The 15987-nt window shown below is 70.8% G+C and carries 15 protein-coding genes and 1 pseudogene; 9 read left to right on the forward strand and 7 right to left on the reverse strand.

The window, feature by feature from the left end; translation table 11 throughout:
* Positions 1 to 191, forward strand: a pseudogene (locus CCN37_RS40380) (class II aldolase/adducin family protein); the annotation flags it as partial.
* Here the strand turns inward: CCN37_RS40380 and CCN37_RS36595 are convergent.
* The 3 genes from CCN37_RS36595 to leuA form a co-directional block, all read right to left on the reverse strand.
* Positions 170 to 775, reverse strand: a complete 606-nt coding sequence (locus CCN37_RS36595; protein ID WP_246843526.1) for a DedA family protein — start codon at positions 773 to 775, stop codon at positions 170 to 172. The pseudogene CCN37_RS40380 and the gene CCN37_RS36595 sit on opposite strands and share 22 nt — an antisense overlap.
* Positions 776 to 838: 63 nt before the next feature.
* Entirely contained in the window at positions 839 to 1888 is a 1050-nt protein-coding gene (locus tag CCN37_RS36600; RefSeq protein WP_086829937.1) for a DNA topoisomerase IB, read from the reverse strand.
* A gap of 56 nt (positions 1889 to 1944) precedes the next feature.
* The gene (gene leuA / locus CCN37_RS36605) at positions 1945 to 3738 is read right to left on the reverse strand and encodes a 2-isopropylmalate synthase (protein ID WP_086829912.1); all 1794 of its coding nucleotides are present in this window, start codon (positions 3736 to 3738) and stop codon (positions 1945 to 1947) included.
* 531 nt (positions 3739 to 4269) lie between these two features.
* Between leuA and CCN37_RS36610 the strand changes: the two genes are divergently transcribed.
* Together CCN37_RS36610 and CCN37_RS36615 are read left to right on the forward strand one after the other, a co-directional pair.
* Positions 4270 to 4572, forward strand: a complete 303-nt coding sequence (locus CCN37_RS36610; protein WP_086829914.1) for a hypothetical protein — start codon at positions 4270 to 4272, stop codon at positions 4570 to 4572.
* A 21-nt stretch (positions 4573 to 4593) separates the two neighbouring features.
* Complete coding sequence (locus CCN37_RS36615) at positions 4594 to 4926, forward strand: YggT family protein (RefSeq protein WP_086829917.1); 333 nt, start codon at positions 4594 to 4596, stop codon at positions 4924 to 4926.
* Here CCN37_RS36615 and CCN37_RS36620 read toward each other — a convergent pair.
* Complete coding sequence (locus tag CCN37_RS36620) at positions 4923 to 5528, reverse strand: nitroreductase family protein (RefSeq protein WP_246843527.1); 606 nt, start codon at positions 5526 to 5528, stop codon at positions 4923 to 4925. The genes CCN37_RS36615 and CCN37_RS36620 overlap by 4 nt on opposite strands.
* A 368-nt stretch (positions 5529 to 5896) precedes the next feature.
* Between CCN37_RS36620 and CCN37_RS36625 the strand changes: the two genes are divergently transcribed.
* The 3 genes from CCN37_RS36625 to CCN37_RS36635 are packed head-to-tail and all read left to right on the forward strand — an operon-like array spanning position 5897 to position 9746.
* Positions 5897 to 7162, forward strand: coding sequence for an aspartate kinase (locus CCN37_RS36625; RefSeq protein ID WP_086829921.1), 1266 nt, complete (start codon positions 5897 to 5899; stop codon positions 7160 to 7162).
* A 6-nt stretch (positions 7163 to 7168) separates the two neighbouring features.
* A complete protein-coding gene (locus tag CCN37_RS36630; protein WP_086829923.1) occupies positions 7169 to 8227 on the forward strand; it encodes an aspartate-semialdehyde dehydrogenase in 1059 nt (352 codons plus the stop codon).
* A gap of 19 nt (positions 8228 to 8246) precedes the next feature.
* Positions 8247 to 9746: a gluconokinase gene (locus CCN37_RS36635; RefSeq protein WP_246843528.1), complete on the forward strand. Its 1500-nt coding sequence runs from the start codon at positions 8247 to 8249 to the stop codon at positions 9744 to 9746.
* Here CCN37_RS36635 and CCN37_RS36640 read toward each other — a convergent pair.
* Positions 9671 to 10888 carry an MFS transporter gene (locus CCN37_RS36640; RefSeq protein ID WP_086829926.1) on the reverse strand — a complete coding sequence of 406 codons (1218 nt, stop codon included), beginning with the start codon at positions 10886 to 10888 and terminating at the stop codon, positions 9671 to 9673. The two genes, CCN37_RS36635 and CCN37_RS36640, sit on opposite strands and share 76 nt — an antisense overlap.
* Positions 10889 to 11034: 146 nt before the next feature.
* Here CCN37_RS36640 and CCN37_RS36645 point away from each other — a divergent pair, with 146 nt between their 5' ends.
* Both CCN37_RS36645 and CCN37_RS36650 read left to right on the forward strand, forming a co-directional pair.
* The gene (locus CCN37_RS36645; protein WP_086829928.1) at positions 11035 to 11616 is read left to right on the forward strand and encodes an NADPH-dependent FMN reductase; all 582 of its coding nucleotides are present in this window, start codon (positions 11035 to 11037) and stop codon (positions 11614 to 11616) included.
* The gene (locus CCN37_RS36650; protein ID WP_168201030.1) at positions 11613 to 12155 is read left to right on the forward strand and encodes a DUF1707 domain-containing protein; all 543 of its coding nucleotides are present in this window, start codon (positions 11613 to 11615) and stop codon (positions 12153 to 12155) included. Before CCN37_RS36645 ends, CCN37_RS36650 begins: the two co-directional genes overlap by 4 nt.
* 127 nt (positions 12156 to 12282) lie before the next feature.
* Here the strand turns inward: CCN37_RS36650 and CCN37_RS36655 are convergent, their stop codons facing one another.
* On the reverse strand, positions 12283 to 14118 hold the full coding sequence (locus CCN37_RS36655) for a prolyl oligopeptidase family serine peptidase (protein ID WP_086829930.1): 1836 nt from the start codon (positions 14116 to 14118) through the stop codon (positions 12283 to 12285).
* A 162-nt stretch (positions 14119 to 14280) separates the two neighbouring features.
* Between CCN37_RS36655 and CCN37_RS36660 the strand changes: the two genes are divergently transcribed.
* Positions 14281 to 14640, forward strand: a complete 360-nt coding sequence (locus CCN37_RS36660; protein WP_086829933.1) for a YciI family protein — start codon at positions 14281 to 14283, stop codon at positions 14638 to 14640.
* Between the two features lie 21 nt (positions 14641 to 14661).
* Here the strand turns inward: CCN37_RS36660 and CCN37_RS36665 are convergent, their stop codons facing one another.
* Positions 14662 to 15870, reverse strand: a complete 1209-nt coding sequence (locus tag CCN37_RS36665; protein ID WP_210408376.1) for an RNA polymerase sigma factor — start codon at positions 15868 to 15870, stop codon at positions 14662 to 14664.
* Between the last annotated feature and the right edge of the window lie 117 nt (positions 15871 to 15987).

The raw sequence follows: 15987 nt of genomic DNA on the forward strand, positions 1-15987 counted from the left end.
ACCACGGCGCCGTGGTCCTCGGCAGCACCCTCGACGACGCCTACGAGCGCGCGAAGTACCTGGAATGGCTGTGCGACGTGGCCCTGCGCGTGCACTCGGCAGGATTGCTGCCGCGCGTGCTGGGGGAGGAGCGGATGGCCGAGGCTGTCGACCGGCTGTCGACCTACGGTCAGAGGGCGCCGGAGCGGTAGTCCGCGGCAGCGCGCTCGCGCACGGCGTCCTTGGCCTGCGCGCGCTTGACCGCGTAGCCGATCGGCAGGCTGACCAGCACGGTCATCCCGATCGAGAGCGCGATCGCGACGAACGGCTCGGAGATCAGCTGGCCGCCGGTGTAGCCGATCAGCGTGGCGTAGGTGGACCAGAGCGCGGAGCCGATCGTGGCCACCGGGAGGAACCTGGGCATGCCCATCCGGAACGCGCCCGCGAGCACCGCGCCGACGATGCCGCCGCCGGGGATGAACCGCCCGGCCACCATCATCGGCTCGCCCCGGTTGTCCAGCTGCCTGCGCAGCCAGCCGAGCGCGGCGGCGGTGCGCGGCTTGGCGTCGAAGCGCCTGACCGCGCGCATGCCGAGCCTGCTGCCGATCGAGTAGTTGAACAGGTCCGACGCCAGGCAGCCCGCCGTGGCCACGAGGATCACCGTGACCAGGTGCACCTCGCCGTTGGCCGCCAGGACCGCGCAGCCGATGACGGCGGCCTCGGTCGGCAACAGCGGCACCGCCGCGATGATGAACATCATCAGCAGCGCCAGCTCGGGAGCCTGGGCGAAGGACACGATTCCAGTAACGCCTCACGTCGGCCGCGGGGCACCTGCCACGCGGACATCTTCAGGAAGTCCTCAGTTGGTGCTCGGTGGCCCCAGCTCTCGGCGAGCCCTGCGCAGCAGTGCCAGCACCGCGCGTTCCACCCTGTTCCTGGCGCCGTCCCGGGTGTCGCTCGACTCGAGTTCACCCGAACAGCCTCGTAGCACTCTACTGCCCGTCGGAATTCCGTGCGCGAAGGCATCGATCACATACGGGTCCACATAGGATTTGCGACACACGGCCGGTGTGTTTCCCAGCTCTTCCGACACTTCGCGCATCGCCGCCGTCACAGCGCGTTGCCGGCCGCGCTCGGAATCCGGTCGCGGGCCCGCTGCCAGCGCGATCGCCGCCAGCACCGTGCCATTCCACGTTCTGAGATCTTTCGCCGTGAATGGACCTCCGGTGATCTCGCGGATGTGGTCGTTGATATCCGGAGAACGCACGTTGTGCCATCGCCGACCGTCCCAATAGGACAGGAGCTCCGGATTTCGATCACCGCGCCGCAGCAGTCCGCGAACCACCTCGCGCACCTGCTCGTCGTCGATCACCACGTCCCGGTCCAGCCCGCCCTTGGCCACGTAGCGCATCCGGACGCGGCCCCGGCTCAGCGTCACGTGCTCGCGCAGCAGCGTCGAGAGCCCGAAGCTGCCGTTCTCCTTCGCGTAGGCGTGCCCGCCCGAGCGGAAGGCACCCACGTCCAGCAGGCGCACGGCGGCTGAGAGCACGCGATCCCTGGTCAGCCCCTTGGTGTCGAGCCGCGCCGCGATCTCCTCGCGCACCTTCGGCATGCGCGCGCCGAGCTTGAGCACGCGGTCGAACTTCTCCGAGTCACGGCGCTCGGTCCACGACGGGTGGTAGAGGTACTGCTTGCGCCCGGCCTCGTCCACTCCGACGGCCTGGATGTGCCCGTTGGGCGCCGCGCAGATCCACACGTCCTGCCAGGCGGGCGGGATCACCAGCTCCTTGACCCGCCGCACCACCTCGGGATCGTCGACGGGGCCGTGGCGGTCGAAGTACCGGAACCCGCGCCCGCACCGCTTCCTGGTCAGTCCAGGACCGTCCGGGTCACTCCGCCGCAGCCGCACCACCGGGCAATACCCACCGTTCGCGGACTCAATGCCCGCGAACGGTGGGTACTTGCTCAGCGGAAGGCGCGGTTCACGGCGGAGAGGACCGCGCGCAGCGACGCGGTGACGATCGAGCCGTCCACGCCAACGCCCCAGAGGACGCGGTCGCCGATGGTGGTCTCCACGTAGGCCGCGGCGCGGGCGTCGTCGCCGGCGGACATGGCGTGCTCGGCGTAGTCCAGCACGCGGACGTCGTAGCCCACGGTGGCCAGCGCGTCGACGAACGCCGCGATCGGGCCGTTGCCGCGACCGCTGACCTCGTGGTCCTCGTCCTCGACGCGGACGACGGCCTCGATCTCGTCGTGGCCCTGACCGTCGTCGGACAGGCGGTGCCGCACGAGGCGCACGGGCGCGACGCGGTCCAGGTACTCCGTGGCAAAGACGTCCCAGATGCCCTTCGGGTCGATCTCGCCGCCCTCGTTGTCGGTGACCTCCTGGACGAGCTTGGAGAACTCGATCTGCAGCCGCCTCGGCAGGTCCAGCTGGTGCTCCGCCTTCATCACGTAGGCGACGCCGCCCTTGCCGGACTGCGAGTTCACCCGGATCACGGCCTCGTAGCTGCGGCCGACGTCCTTCGGGTCGATCGGCAGGTAGGGGACCTCCCACGGGAAGTCGTCCACGTGCTCGCCGGCGGCCTTGGCCTCGCGCTCCAGGGCCTCGAAGCCCTTCTTGATCGCGTCCTGGTGGCTGCCGGAGAAGGCCGTGTAGACCAGGTCGCCGCCGTAGGGGTGGCGCTCGGGAACCAGCAGCTGGTTGCAGTACTCGACGGTGCGGCGGACCTCGTCGATGTCGGAGAGGTCGACCTGCGGGTCGATGCCCTGGCTGAACAGGTTCATCGCCAGGGTCACCAGGCACACGTTGCCGGTGCGCTCGCCGTTGCCGAACAGGCAGCCCTCGATGCGGTCGGCCCCGGCCTGGTAGCCCAGCTCGGCGGCGGCCACCCCGGTGCCGCGGTCGTTGTGCGGGTGCAGGCTCAGCACCACCGAGTCGCGGCGCTCCAGGTTGCGGTGCATCCACTCGATGGAGTCCGCGTAGACGTTGGGGGTGGCCATCTCCACCGTCGCGGGGAGGTTGATGATCGCCGGGTTCTGCGGCGTCGGCTGCCAGATGCCGGTGACCGCGTTGCACACCTCGGCGGCGTAGCTCAGCTCGGTGCCCGTGTAGGACTCCGGCGAGTACTCGAAGCGGAAGTTCGTCTCCGACTGCTTGCCCGCCAGCTCCTGCACCAGGTGCGCGGCGTCGGTGGCGATCTTCATGATGCCCGCGCGCTCGGCGTTGAACACCACGCGCCGCTGGAGCACCGAGGTCGAGTTGTAGATGTGCACGATCGCGCTGTGCGCGCCCTCCAGCGCCTGGAAGGTGCGCTCGATCAGCTCGGCGCGGCACTGCGTCAGCACCTGGATCGTCACGTCCGCCGGGATGGCGTCATCGGTGATGATCTCGCGGACGAAGTCGAAGTCGGTCTGGCTCGCGGCCGGGAAACCGACCTCGATCTCCTTGTAGCCCATGCGCACGAGCAGGTCGAACATCCGCCGCTTGCGCGCGGGCGACATCGGGTCGATCAGCGCCTGGTTGCCGTCGCGCAGGTCCACCGCGCACCACTGCGGCGCCCGGTCGATGACCTTGTCCGGCCAGCTGCGGTCGGTCAGCGCGATCGGCTCCACGAGCTCCGCGAATGGGCGGTAGCGGTGGTAGGGCATCGAGCTGCCGCGCTGGGTGTTCCACACGGGCTGGTCCGAGGGCGCGGGCCGGGAGGGGGTGTTCAGCCTGCTGGTCGCCGAGGTGAAGGTGGCGGGGTCGATCGTCATCGCTGAGGGAGCTCCTGCTGCCGGGGAAGAGTCGACCGGCGGGCGTGGGGCCGCAGCCGAATCCCGCGACGGGGGGCCGGTCTGGGTCAGACCCCGTCGCGGCGAAGAAGGAGCAGGACACCCGCCACGCCGCCAGACTAACCATGCGCGGGCCGGTGGATGAAACCCACGTCCCACATCCTGGGCCTTCCTGGCACTCCGCCAAAGCCCCGAACGACCCCTTCGGTGCGCTGGTAGCCCTGAACGACCCGTTTGGTGCGCTGGTAGCCCTGAACGACCCGTTCAGTGCGTTCTCAGGTGCCTGAACGGCCCGTTCAGGGCGTTGGGGTGGTTGGTGAACGGCTCGTTTGGTGCGGCTCAGGTACCTGAATGACTCATTCAGCGCGTTGAGGTACCTGAAGGGGTCATTGGGGGAGTTCAAGTACCTGAACGAGTCATTCAGGGATACGGCGGAGGCGGTGTGGGGCGCTTAGGAAACCGGTGGGAGGGGTACACGGTCGGGTGACACCCGCCGAGGGAAGGGACGTCCTCATGGTTGCCAGGGACCGCGTTCGCAGTGGTGGCTCGGTAGTCGCGTCCGTCGTTCGGGCGATCGGCACGGTCATCGCACTCATCCTGCTCGCGCACGTCATCTTCGTGATGGTCTCGGTGAACGAGGCCAACGCGCTCGTGCAGTTCGTGGCCAGTGCCGCGAGCGCGCTGGCGCTGTGGTTCGTGAACCTGTTCGCCACGGGCAACGCCACGATGGACCTGCTGCTCAACTACGGCATGGCCATCGTGTTCTGGCTGGTGGTGACGGGAATCGTGGTGAGGTTGTTGCGCCGGAGGGCCTGATGTCCTGCCAGACTCGCCGGCATGGCCAACCACGCTGAGCGCCGCAAGGGCGGGGGCGCCGTGCCGACCAAGGCGGTCCTCGGCGTGCTCGCCCAGGTCATCCGCTGGGCGGGCACGCTGATCGCGGCGCTGCTCGTCGTGCACGTGATCCTCACGGTCGGCGGGGCGAACCCGGACAACGGCATCACCCGGTTCGTCCGCGCGTGGGCCGATCCGCTGGCGCTCGCCTTCCGCGACCTGTTCCCGGCGGAGCGCCCGGAGACGGCGGTGCTGGTGAACTACGGAGCGGCGGCGATCTTCTGGCTGGTGGCCACGGCGCTCGTGGTGAAGCTGCTGCGCCGGGTCACCGCCTAGAACGCGGGATCTCCCCACCCCGCACCGAAAACCAGCTCCGACAGCGGCTTGCGCTGACGTGGCTTGGTGTCGCGCTCGACGATCGAGGGGTCCACGTCGGCGCCGTCGCCGAAGTGGCCGATCGCGATGGCCACCAACGGTTCCACGCCCTCCGGCAGCTCGAAGGCCGCCTTGGCCGCCTCGGCGCTGAAGCCCGCCATCTGGTGCGCCACAAGGCCTTCCGCCACCGCCTGCAACACCAGGTTCTGCGTCGCGAGGCCCAACCCGTACTCGGCGTAGGGCATCGGCTCACCCTCGTCGTTGCGGGTCTTGGCGATCCCGAGCACCAACGCGCCCGCTGGTGCGACCCAGCTCTTGTTGCCCCGGGTCAGCGTCGCGAAGATCCGCTCGAACGTCTCGTCACCCCGCCTGCCGACCAGGTAGCGCGCGGGCTGGCTGTTGCCCCACGACGGCGCCCAGCGCGCGGCCTCGAACAACGCGCGCAGCTGGTCGTCGGTGATCTCCGCCTTCGGGTCGAGCACGCGAGGGCTCCACCGGTCGCGGATCAGCTCGTGCAGCGGCGCGCTCGACTCCGCGGGCCGGTGCGCACTCAGGTCCGTCACGAGAACCCCTTCAGTCAGTGTGAAAACCGTCACGCCCGCGCGGGTCGGCGGGCACCGGCTCATCACCCGTGGCACCGAAGATCCTCCACCTCGGGCGCTGAGCGGCGAACGGATCTCCGTTCAGCCCGGCGCGTCGTCGTGGGCTCTGCCACACGCAGGCCCGCGACACGCCGTCGAGGGAAGGCGTTCTCCGAGGTGATGGCGTTGGCGAAGTGCGAAAACGCACTGGTGGACGGGGTGGCCCAGGTGAGTAGGCTTGCGCGGAGACTGCGATGGCGCGGTCCAGGTACAGCCTGTGAAGAAGGCCCATCCGTCGCGCCCGCGCCACCCGTGCGGGCTCGGCCGGGCCGTCGTCCGGAGGAGGTTCGGTGGCGCTCGTCGTCCAGAAGTACGGCGGATCATCGCTGGAAAACGCTGAACGAATCAAACGAGTGGCCGAACGGATCGTCGAGACGCGCAAAGCGGGCAACGACGTGGTCGTCGCGGTCTCCGCGATGGGCGACACCACCGACGACCTGCTCGACCTCGCCAGCCAGGTGTCCCCGGTCCCGCCGGACCGCGAGATGGACATGCTGCTCACCGCGGGCGAGCGCATCTCGATGTCGCTGCTGGCGATGGCGATCCACTCGCTCGGCGCCGAGGCCCGCTCCTACACCGGCTCGCAGGCCGGGGTGATCACCACCTCGGTGCACGGCAAGGCGCGCATCATCGACGTCACGCCGAGCCGCATCCAGGAGGCGATCGACGCGGGCGCGATCACCATCGTCGCCGGCTTCCAGGGCGTCAGCCAGGACACCAAGGACATCACCACGCTCGGCAGGGGCGGCACCGACACCACGGCCGTCGCGCTGGCCGCCGCGCTCGGCGCCGACGTCTGCGAGATCTACACCGACGTGGACGGCGTCTACAGCGCCGACCCGCGCATCGTGCCCAACGCCAAGAAGCTCGACAACATCACCTACGAGGAGATGTTGGAGATGGCCGCGTGCGGCGCGAAGGTGCTGATGCTGCGCTGCGTCGAGTACGGGCGCCGCAACAACGTCGCCATCCATGTCCGCTCGTCGTTCAACAACAAGCCCGGAACCATCGTGTCCGGGTCCATGGAGGACCTTCCCGTGGAACAGGCCATGATCACCGGCGTCGCGCACGACCGGTCCGAAGCCAAGATCACCGTCACCGGCGTCCCGGACCACCCGGGTGTGGCAGCCAGGATCTTCCGGGTGATCGCCGAGGCCGAGCTGAACATCGACATGGTGGTGCAGAACATCTCCCAGGTCGCCACCGGTCGCACCGACCTGACCTTCACGCTGCCCAAGACCGACGCCGCGACCGCGGTCGAGCAGCTGGAGAAGGTGCGCGAGGAGATCGGCTTCGAGCAGGTCCTCTTCGACGAGCACGTCGGCAAGGTCTCGCTGATCGGCGCGGGCATGCGCTCGCACCCCGGCGTCACCGCGGTCTTCTGCGAGGCGCTGGCCAAGGCCGGGGTCAACATCGAGATCATCTCCACCTCGGAGATCCGCATCTCGGTGGTCTGCCGCGACACCCAGCTCGACGACGCCGTGCGCGCGCTGCACGAGGCGTTCGACCTCGGCGGCACCGAGGAAGCCGTCGTCTACGCCGGGACCGGGAGGTAAGCACCGATGAGCACTCGTCCCACCCTCGCCCTCGTCGGCGCGACCGGAGCCGTCGGCACGGTCATGATCGACATCATCAACGGCCGCGACTCCGTGCCGTGGGGGGAGATCCGGCTGATCGCCTCCCCGCGCTCGGCCGGCAAGCGGATCACCGTTCGCGGTGAGTCCCTCGAGGTCATCGCGCTCTCCGCCGAGGCATTCGACGGCGTCGACGTCGCGATGTTCGACGTCCCGGACGCGGTTTCCGCCGAGTGGGCGCCGATCGCCGCCGCGCGCGGTGCGGTCGCCGTGGACAACTCCGGCGCGTTCCGGATGGACGACGAGGTGCCGCTGGTGGTGCCGGAGGTGAACGTCGACCAGGTCGCCAACCGGCCGCGCGGCATCATCGCCAACCCCAACTGCACGACGCTGTCGATGATGGCCGCGCTCGGCGCGCTGCACCACACCTTCGGGCTGCGCGAGCTGGTCGTCGCCTCCTACCAGGCCGCTTCCGGAGCTGGTCAGGACGGTATCGACCGCCTGTACGCGGAGGCGGCGGCCGTGGCCGGCAAGGGCGTCGGCAACCGCGCCGGTGACGTGCGCGAAGCGCTCGAAGCCGCCGGACTGTCCTCTTCGGACTCCCCGTTCCCGGCGCCGCTGGCGTTCAACGTGGTCCCGTGGGCGGGCTCGCAGCGCGACGGCGGTTGGTCCAGCGAGGAGCTGAAGGTCCGCAACGAGTCCCGCAAGATCCTGGGCATCCCGGACCTGAAGGTCTCCGCGACCTGCGTGCGCGTCCCCGTGGTCACCACGCACTCGCTCGCCGTGCACGCGGTCTTCGCCGAGGAGGTCACCGTCGAGCGCGCTCGGGAGATCTTCGCGGCGCAGCCCAGCATCCGGCTGGTCGACGACGCGGCCAACGGCGTGTTCCCCACGCCCGCGGACGTCGTCGGCGGCGACCCGACCTACGTCGGCCGCATCCGCCAGGCGCTGGACTTCCCGAACACGCTGGACTTCTTCGTGTGCGGGGACAACCTGCGCAAGGGCGCGGCGCTCAACACCTACGAGATCGCCGAGTCGCTGGTCTGAGCACTGGTAAGAAGAACCCGTGACGACACGGGTAATGCTCGGGATCGACCTGGGCAGCACGGCGACGAAGGTGGTCGCCGCTGATGCCTCCGCAACGGTCCACGTGCTCGCCGAGCGTGGTTGTCCCATGCTCGGCGAGCACCCCGGCGAGGCCGTGCACGACCCTCGCCAGGTGCTCACCGCCGCACTCGAGGCGCTGACCGAGTGCGTTGTCCACTGTGGACAGAAAGGCCTCGTGGTCGCGGGGCTCTCGCTGACCGGCGCCATGCACACGCTGATGGCGTTGGACGCCAACAACAACCCGCTCACGCACGCGGTCAGCTGGGCGGACAACCGCGCCGCCGACCAAGCCGCGCGCATCAAGGGCAGCCCCGCCGGAGCTGAGCTGCACCGCGCGACCGGCACGCCCGTGCACCCGTTCGCCCCGCTGTCGAAGCTCGTGTGGTTCCACGAGAAGACCGACGTGCGAGCCGTGACGTGGTGCAGCCTCAAGGACTTCGTGCTGCTGCACCTCACCGGCCGCCTCGCCACCGAGCACTCCTACGCGTCGGGCTCCGGCTTGATGGACATGCGCACCCTCGACTGGCACCCGGAGTCGTTGCGGCTCGCGGGGATCACCGCCGACCAGCTCCCGGAGCTGCTGGCGCCCACCGACGTCCTGCCGCTCACCGCGCGGATCGACGGCCTGCCAACGGGATTGCCCGTCGTCGCGGGCGGGGGAGACGGCCCGCTGGCCAACCTCGGCGTCGGCGCGGTCGTCCCGGGCATGGCCGCGCTCTCGCTCGGCACCAGCGGCGCGCTGCGCGTCGTCCGCGACGAGCCCGGGATCGACGAGCACTGCCGGGTGTTCTGCTACGCGATCGGCGAGGGCCTGTGGGTGCTCGGCGGCGCGATCAGCAACGGCGGCAGTGTCGCCGCGTGGGCCGCGAAAACGTTCGGTACCAACGACATCGGCTCGCTGCTCGCCGAGGCGGAGAGCGTGCCGCCCGGCGCTGGCGGTCTGCTCGCGCTGCCCTACCTGCTCGGCGAGCGCGCTCCGTGGTGGGACCCGGACCCGCGCGCGATGATCGTCGGACTGCGCCGGGAGCACAGCAGGGCGCAGATCGTGCGCGCGCTGATCGAGGGCGTCGGCCAGCAGCTCGCCCTGGTCCGCGACGCCGTGGCCGCCACGGGCGCACCCATCGACCGCGTCCGCGCCACGGGCGGGGCGTTCCGCTCGCCGCTGTGGGCCGAGGTGATCTCCGCGAGCCTGGGCTCCGACCTGGAGCTGGCCGAGGACAGCGAGGGCTCCGGCCTGGGCGCGGCGCTGCTGGGCTGGCGCGCGCTGGGCGGACTGCCCTCGCTGCGCGCTGCCGCCGACCTCATCGAGCCGGTCGGCGTCGTCCGCCCCGACCCCGCCAACGCCGCGCGCTCGGCCGCTGTGCGCCCGGTCGTGGAGCGGGCCTACGAAGCGCTGCGAACGCTCTCCTCCGAACTGGCGGAAGCCGAAGCCGGAGCGGCCGACGCGCGCGGGCGCTGAAGGAACAGCACAGCGGCGGCGGCCACCGTCACGAGGCCACCCGCGGCGACGAAGCCCATGGCGGGCGAGGTCGCGTCCATCACCGCGCCGACGAACGGAGCGCCCATCGCGGCGCCGAGGGTGAGCGCGGACTGCTGGAGACCCATCACCTCACCGCGCACCGACTCCGGCGCGAGTCCGCTGATCCACTCCGTGGTCGCCGACAGCAGCGGGGCGCACAGCGCGCCCGCGGGGAGAAGGGCCAGGCACAGCCACCACCAGTCCGTGGCGATGCCGACCGGGATGGTCAGCACGCCCATCGTCGTCATCAGCACGAGCGGTGGCACCGTCCTGGTCATCGCGCCGTAGACGAAACCGCCGGTCAGCGAGACCAGGCACCAGACCACGATGACCAGGCCGGTCCACGACACCTGGCCGTGGCGTTCGAGCGTGGCGACGATCGCGACGTCGGTGCCCGCGAGCACCAGGACCGCGCCCGCCGAGATGATGAGCGCGCCGACGAGCTCCCTGGTCAGCCACTCCTTGCGCGGGATCGGCCGAGAGGGCTCGGCGCTGCTGCTCTCCGACCGGATCGGCGGGTTGACCAGGAAGAGCACGCTGCCGGAGAGCACCAGGCCGCCGCCGATGGTCACCAGCGTGAGCGTGGTCGAGACCTGCGTGGCCATCAGCACGCCGAGCGCGGGCCCGAGCATGTAGCTGGTCTCGACGAAGATCGTGTCCAGCGAGAACGCGGCCTTGCGGTGCTCCGGCGGCACGATCGCGGCCAGCGCCTGCCGCGAGGTCACGCCGACCGGCAGCGTCAGGAAGCCGCCGATCAGCGCCGTGCCCAACAGCGCCGCGTAGGGCAGCGACGGCGCGATGAACCAGAACGTGGCCTCACCGATCGTGGTGATCGCCAGCATCAGGCGCAGCCCCCTGCGGTCGACCAGCCGGCCGAACACGGGGCCGCTGAGCGCCATGCCGATCGTCGCGAACATGGTGACCAGCCCGGCGGCGCCGTAGCCCTCCTTGAGCGTCAGCACCACGTGCAGCGTCATCGCGACACCGACCGCGCTGCCGGGGATGCGGGCGAACAGCGCGATCAGCAGCAACCGGCGCACGCCCGGCAGAGCGAGCACCTGCCGGTACGGAGAGAGGGCCACCCCACCATGAGACTCCTGGAACCGTTTGTTCTCAACAGCTTTTCGCCTTTCGTGGTCAGCCTTGACCTCAACGTAGGTCGAGGTCCTAGCGTGAAGGTCTTCACGACGACGACCGACGGCCCCGCCGCGGTGGAAGGATCAGGTGCATGACGGTCACGGTGGTGGGCATCGGCGGCTCGATCAGGGCGGATTCGCAGTCCGAGCGCGCGCTGCGGGTGGCCCTGGCGGGAGCCGAGGAGGCGGGAGCGCGCACGATCGCGATCTCCGGCTCCGACCTGGTGCTGCCGTTCTACGACCCCGCTGTCACCGAGCGGACCGAGGCCGCGCGCAGGCTGGTCGACGCGGTGCGCGAGGCGGACGGCGTCGTCCTGGTCTCGCCCGGCTACCACGGCACGGTGTCCGGCCTGCTGAAGAACGCGCTCGACTACATCGAGGACCTGCGCCAGGAACCGCACCCGTACCTGGACGGCCGCGCGGTCGGCTGCGTGGCCACCGCTTACGGCTGGCAGGCGTCGGTGACCACGCTGACGGCGCTGCGCTCGATCGTGCACGCGCTGCGCGGCTGGCCGACCCCGCTCGGCGTCGCGCTGAACTCCACCGAGGTCATCTTCGACGGCGAGGGCTGCTGCTCGGACGCGAAGACCTCCGGCAATCTTCGAACCGTCGGCCGCCAGGTCGTCGAGTTCGCGCTTTCCCGCCGCGAGCAGGTCCTAGGCTCGAACCCGTGACTGACGAACTCGTCCCGAACCTCCAGCCGTCGAAGGAGGCCGCGCAGCAGGCGCTCGAGCGCGCGGTCGGCCAGGGCAGGCTGACCCTCGACCAGTTCACCGAGCGCGTCGACCTGGTGTGGCAGGCGGAGAGCCTCGCCGAGCTGGAGAAGGCCACCTCGGGGCTGCCCGCGCCGATCGAGGACGCCACCGTGGTCGTCGTCGGCAGCGTCCGGCACTCCGTCTTCGACGACGTCAAGCGCAAGGGCCGCTTCGCGCTGCGCTCCGGCACCACGGTGTCCTCGGTGTTCGGCGACGTGCGGCTGGACCTGCGTGACGCGGTGATCACCGAGAGCGTCGTGGACATCACCGGCAGCACGTTCTTCGGCGACGTCAAGGTCGTCGTGCCCGAGGGCGTCCAGGTCGAGGTCGAGTCCTCGCTGTTCTTCGGCGCGGAGAAGATCCGCGTCGCCGAGGTGCCGCGCATCCCGGGCTCGCCGATCATCCGGCTGCGCGCGCGGACCTTCTTCGGCGATGTGAAGGTCAGCACCAAGCGTTAGGCCGGTCGGCCGCACGGGTACCCGTTCTGTGCGGAGCTGGAGACGGTGACCTGGTCGGCCACCGCGCTCCACCTCCCGTGACGGCCCCTCGTAACCCCCAGGCGAGGGGCCGTCCCCTTGTTCGGGCTCAGAGCCCGAGCACGCGCCGGGTGAAGGCGACCTCCGCCGCGGTCTGCTTGATCGTCTCGGCCACCACCAGCGAGCCGTGGCCCGCGTCGTAGCGGTAGACCTCGTACTTGGCGCCGCGCTCGGCCAGCCGCTCCAGGTAGTTCTCGATCTGCCGGATCGGGCAGCGCGGGTCGTTCTCGCCCGCGAGTACGAGCACCGGAGCGCGCACCGCGTCCACGTAGGTCAGCGGCGAACATTCCTTGTACAGCGCGGGAAGCTCCTCCGGCGAACCACCGAAGAGCGCGCGGTCGTACGCGCGCAGCGGTTCCATCTCGTCCTCGTAGGCCGCCACGTAGTCCGCGACCGGCACACCGGCGACACCAGCCGCCCAGCGCTCCGGCTGCGTCCCCAGCGCCAGCAGCGTCAGGTACCCGCCCCACGACGCGCCGTTGACCACGCAGCGCTCCGGGTCCGCGAGGCCCGACTGCACGGCCCAATCCTGAACCACAGCAACGTCTTCCAGCTCCGTGAGCCCCGGGCGGCCCTCGATCGCGTCGCGCCAGACCGAGCCGTAGCCGGTCGAACCGCGGTAGTTCACGTGCACCACCGCGAAGCCCGCGTCCAGCCACACCGCGCGGTAGGCGGAGAAGCGGTCCTCGTCCGCCGCGTGTGGCCCGCCGTGCAGGAGGAACACGGTCGGCAGCGGGCCTTCCGCGCCCTCGGGCCGCGCGATCAGCGCGTGCACCGGGCCGCCCTCGCCCGGCACGAAGGCGTCTTCGAGGTCCTGCGAGGGCGCGGGCTTGTGCCCAGCGGGCTCCAACAGCACGCGGTCCGAGCCGTCCGGCGACATCGCGCGCACGACCGGCGGCCGTCCCGCGGAGGACCACGAGTACTCGATCGTCCCGTCCGGCCGCGCCGAAGCGCTCCCGACCGTCCCCTTTGGAATGTCCAAAGCGGACAGTTCACCGTTGGCGAAGTCGTAGCGGTACAAGGTGTTCCGGCTCTGGTGCGTGTGCACGACGAGCAGTCCGGAGCCGTCCGGGTACCAGTCCGCGACGATCTCGCCCGGCAGGTCGAACTCCAGCAGCGACTCGGTGTCGGCCTCGACGTCCCAGATCAGCAACTCCTCGCGCCCGCGCCGCTCGTGCAGCACCAGCAGCCGGGGGTCGCCCGCGATCGGCGCGAACCCGATCGACTCCAGGCCCTTGCCCTCGCCGTCCCACTTCTCAGCGACGGTCGAGCCGTCCGCCACGCGGAGCACGCGCAGCGCCGGGTGCCGCGAGTCGCCGTGCTCGGAGTGCGCGATCGACAGCAACCGCTCGTCCTTGGACAGCGAACCGGCTCCGGCGTCGTTCTCGTGCTGGTAGAGCACGGTCGGGTCGCCGCCGAGCGGCGCCGTCCAGATCGTCGTGCCGTCGTCGGTGGACATGCCGAGCGCGACGATCTTCGACCCCACCTGGAGGCCCGCCGGGTAGCCCGCGTGCGTTCCCGGCACGCCCGGCTCCGGCTCGGTTCCCTGCGCGCGCCCGGCGAAGGGCTCCGCGACCCAGGTGCCGAACTCGTCGCCGTCGGTGTCGGCGAACCACCAGATCCGCTCGCCGTCCGGGGTGAGGGTGCCGTGGTAGGTGCCGTTCGGCCGGTCCGTCACCTGCCGGTGGGTGTCGGTCGCCCGGTCCCACGCGTAGACCTCCCACACCCCGCTGGCGTTGGAGACGTAGAGGTTGCGGTCCGGCGCGTCCTCGGCCCAGCCGGGCAACGACGTGCGGCGGGCGGTGAACCGCTCCGTCCACCGCGCCTCGGCCTCGGGGTCGTCGAAGAGCCGTTCGGGGATGTCGGTACTGGGGTGCTCCGTCACACCCCGATCCTGCCCCACGCCGCCACCCGGATTCCCGCACCACGCGGCGATCCGCCCGATCGCCGACTGGCTCCGTCGGCGAGTTCGGCGGAACCTGTCGAGAACCGGTACCGCTCGTTCGTCACCTGGGAGACAGAGCCCTTCCGAGCACGAGGAGTGATCATGAAGTACGCGATGCTGATCTGCGGAGACGACCGCGAGTGGGCCGCCCTGTCCCCGGCTGCCGAGGAGGACGTGATGAAGCAGGTCTTCGGGTGGTTCGAGCGGTGGCAGCCGACCGGCAAGATCGCCGAAGGCGGCATCGAGCTGCAGCCCCGCGAGACGGCGAAGACGGTGCGCGCCGGAGCGAACGGCGAGCCGGTGATCACCGACGGGCCGTACCTGGAGCTCAAGGAGGTCGTCGGCTCGGTCATCGTGCTGGAGTGCGATGACATCGACGAGGCGGTGGAGGTCGCGGCGACGTGGCCGCTCGCCCCCGGCGTCAGCGCGGTGGAGGTCCGGCCGTTGCTGAGCCGCGAGTAGGGCGGTGCTGAAGCGCTGGCCTCACGGCTGGCGCTTCAGTTCCCCCACCCGGCGAGACATCAGCTCGCGTTCGGCGGGGTTCGTGGCCAGTTCCAGGGCCCGCTCCGCCGACGCCAGCGCCTCGGACGGCCGGTCGAGCGCGGCCAGCACGTCAGCGCGGGCGGCGTGCCACAGGTGGTAACCGGCCAGCCGGTCCCCGAGCGCGTCGACCTCGTCCAGCGCGGGGCTCGGCCCCACCGCGAACCGCGTGGCCACCGCCCGGTTCAGCAGCACAACCGGGGACGGGTCCAGCACGTGCAGCCGGTCGTACAGCGCTCGCACGTCGGCCCAGTTGGTGTTCTCGTAGGAGCTGGCCAGCGCGTGCAGCGCGGCGATACCGGCCCGCGCCTGGTACGGCCCTGGCTGGCCGAGGCGCACCGCCGCCCCCAGCCGCAGCACCGCGCGTTCGATCGTCGCGGCGTCCCACTGCCGCCGGTCCTGCTGGTCGAGCAGCACGATGCGGCCGAACGAGTCGAACCGCGCGGCGGCGCGGGCGTGGTGCAGCTCCAGCAACGCGGTGAGTCCGGCGACCTCCGGTTCGCGAGGCAGCAGGTCGGCGAGTTGGCGGGCCAGCTCGACCCCCTCGCGGGCCAGCTCCCGTCGCTGGGCCGACCGGCCACTGGACAGGTAGCCCTCGTTGAACACCAGGTAGATCACCGCGAGCACGGCTGGCAGCCGCTCGGCGTACTCGTGCGGCTGCGGCACCTCGAAGCCGATGCCGCGCTCCCGCAACTGGCGCTTGGCCCGGGACAGCCGCTGCGCCATCGTCGGCAGCGGCACCAGGAACGCGGCGGCGATCTCGGCGGTGCTCAGACCGCTGGCGGCGTAGAGCGTGAGCGCGATCTGGCTCGGCTCGGCGAGGTCGGGGTGGCAGCAGGCGAAGATCATGGCCAGCCGGTCGTCCACACCCGGCTCCGGTGGCGCCTCCCCGGCGACCAAGAGCGCCTTCTCCCGGCCGACGGCGTCGCGGCGCAGCCGGTCCAGGGCCTTGCGCCAGCCCGTGGTGACCAGCCAGCCGGTGGGGCTGTCCGGCACGCCCTCGCCCGGCCAACGCTTGAGCGCCTCGGCCAGCGCGTCCGACAGCGCCTCCTCCGCCCGCTCGAAGTCGCCGAGCCGCCTGCTGAGCGCCCCCAGCATGCTGGCCGCGTCCGTCCGCCAGATCCGGTCGACCAGTTCGGCAACGTCGTCCACCGCACCACCGTTCTCCCAGAACGCCCCGAAACGCAGATCAGGCGCTGTCCACGTCTACTGTGGACAGCGCCTGATCTGGGATTTCTTGTCGGGGTGACAGGATTTGAACCTGCGACC

Origin of the sequence: Allokutzneria sp. NRRL B-24872 (assembly GCF_002155965.1) — a bacterium.
GTDB lineage: Bacteria > Actinomycetota > Actinomycetes > Mycobacteriales > Pseudonocardiaceae > Allokutzneria.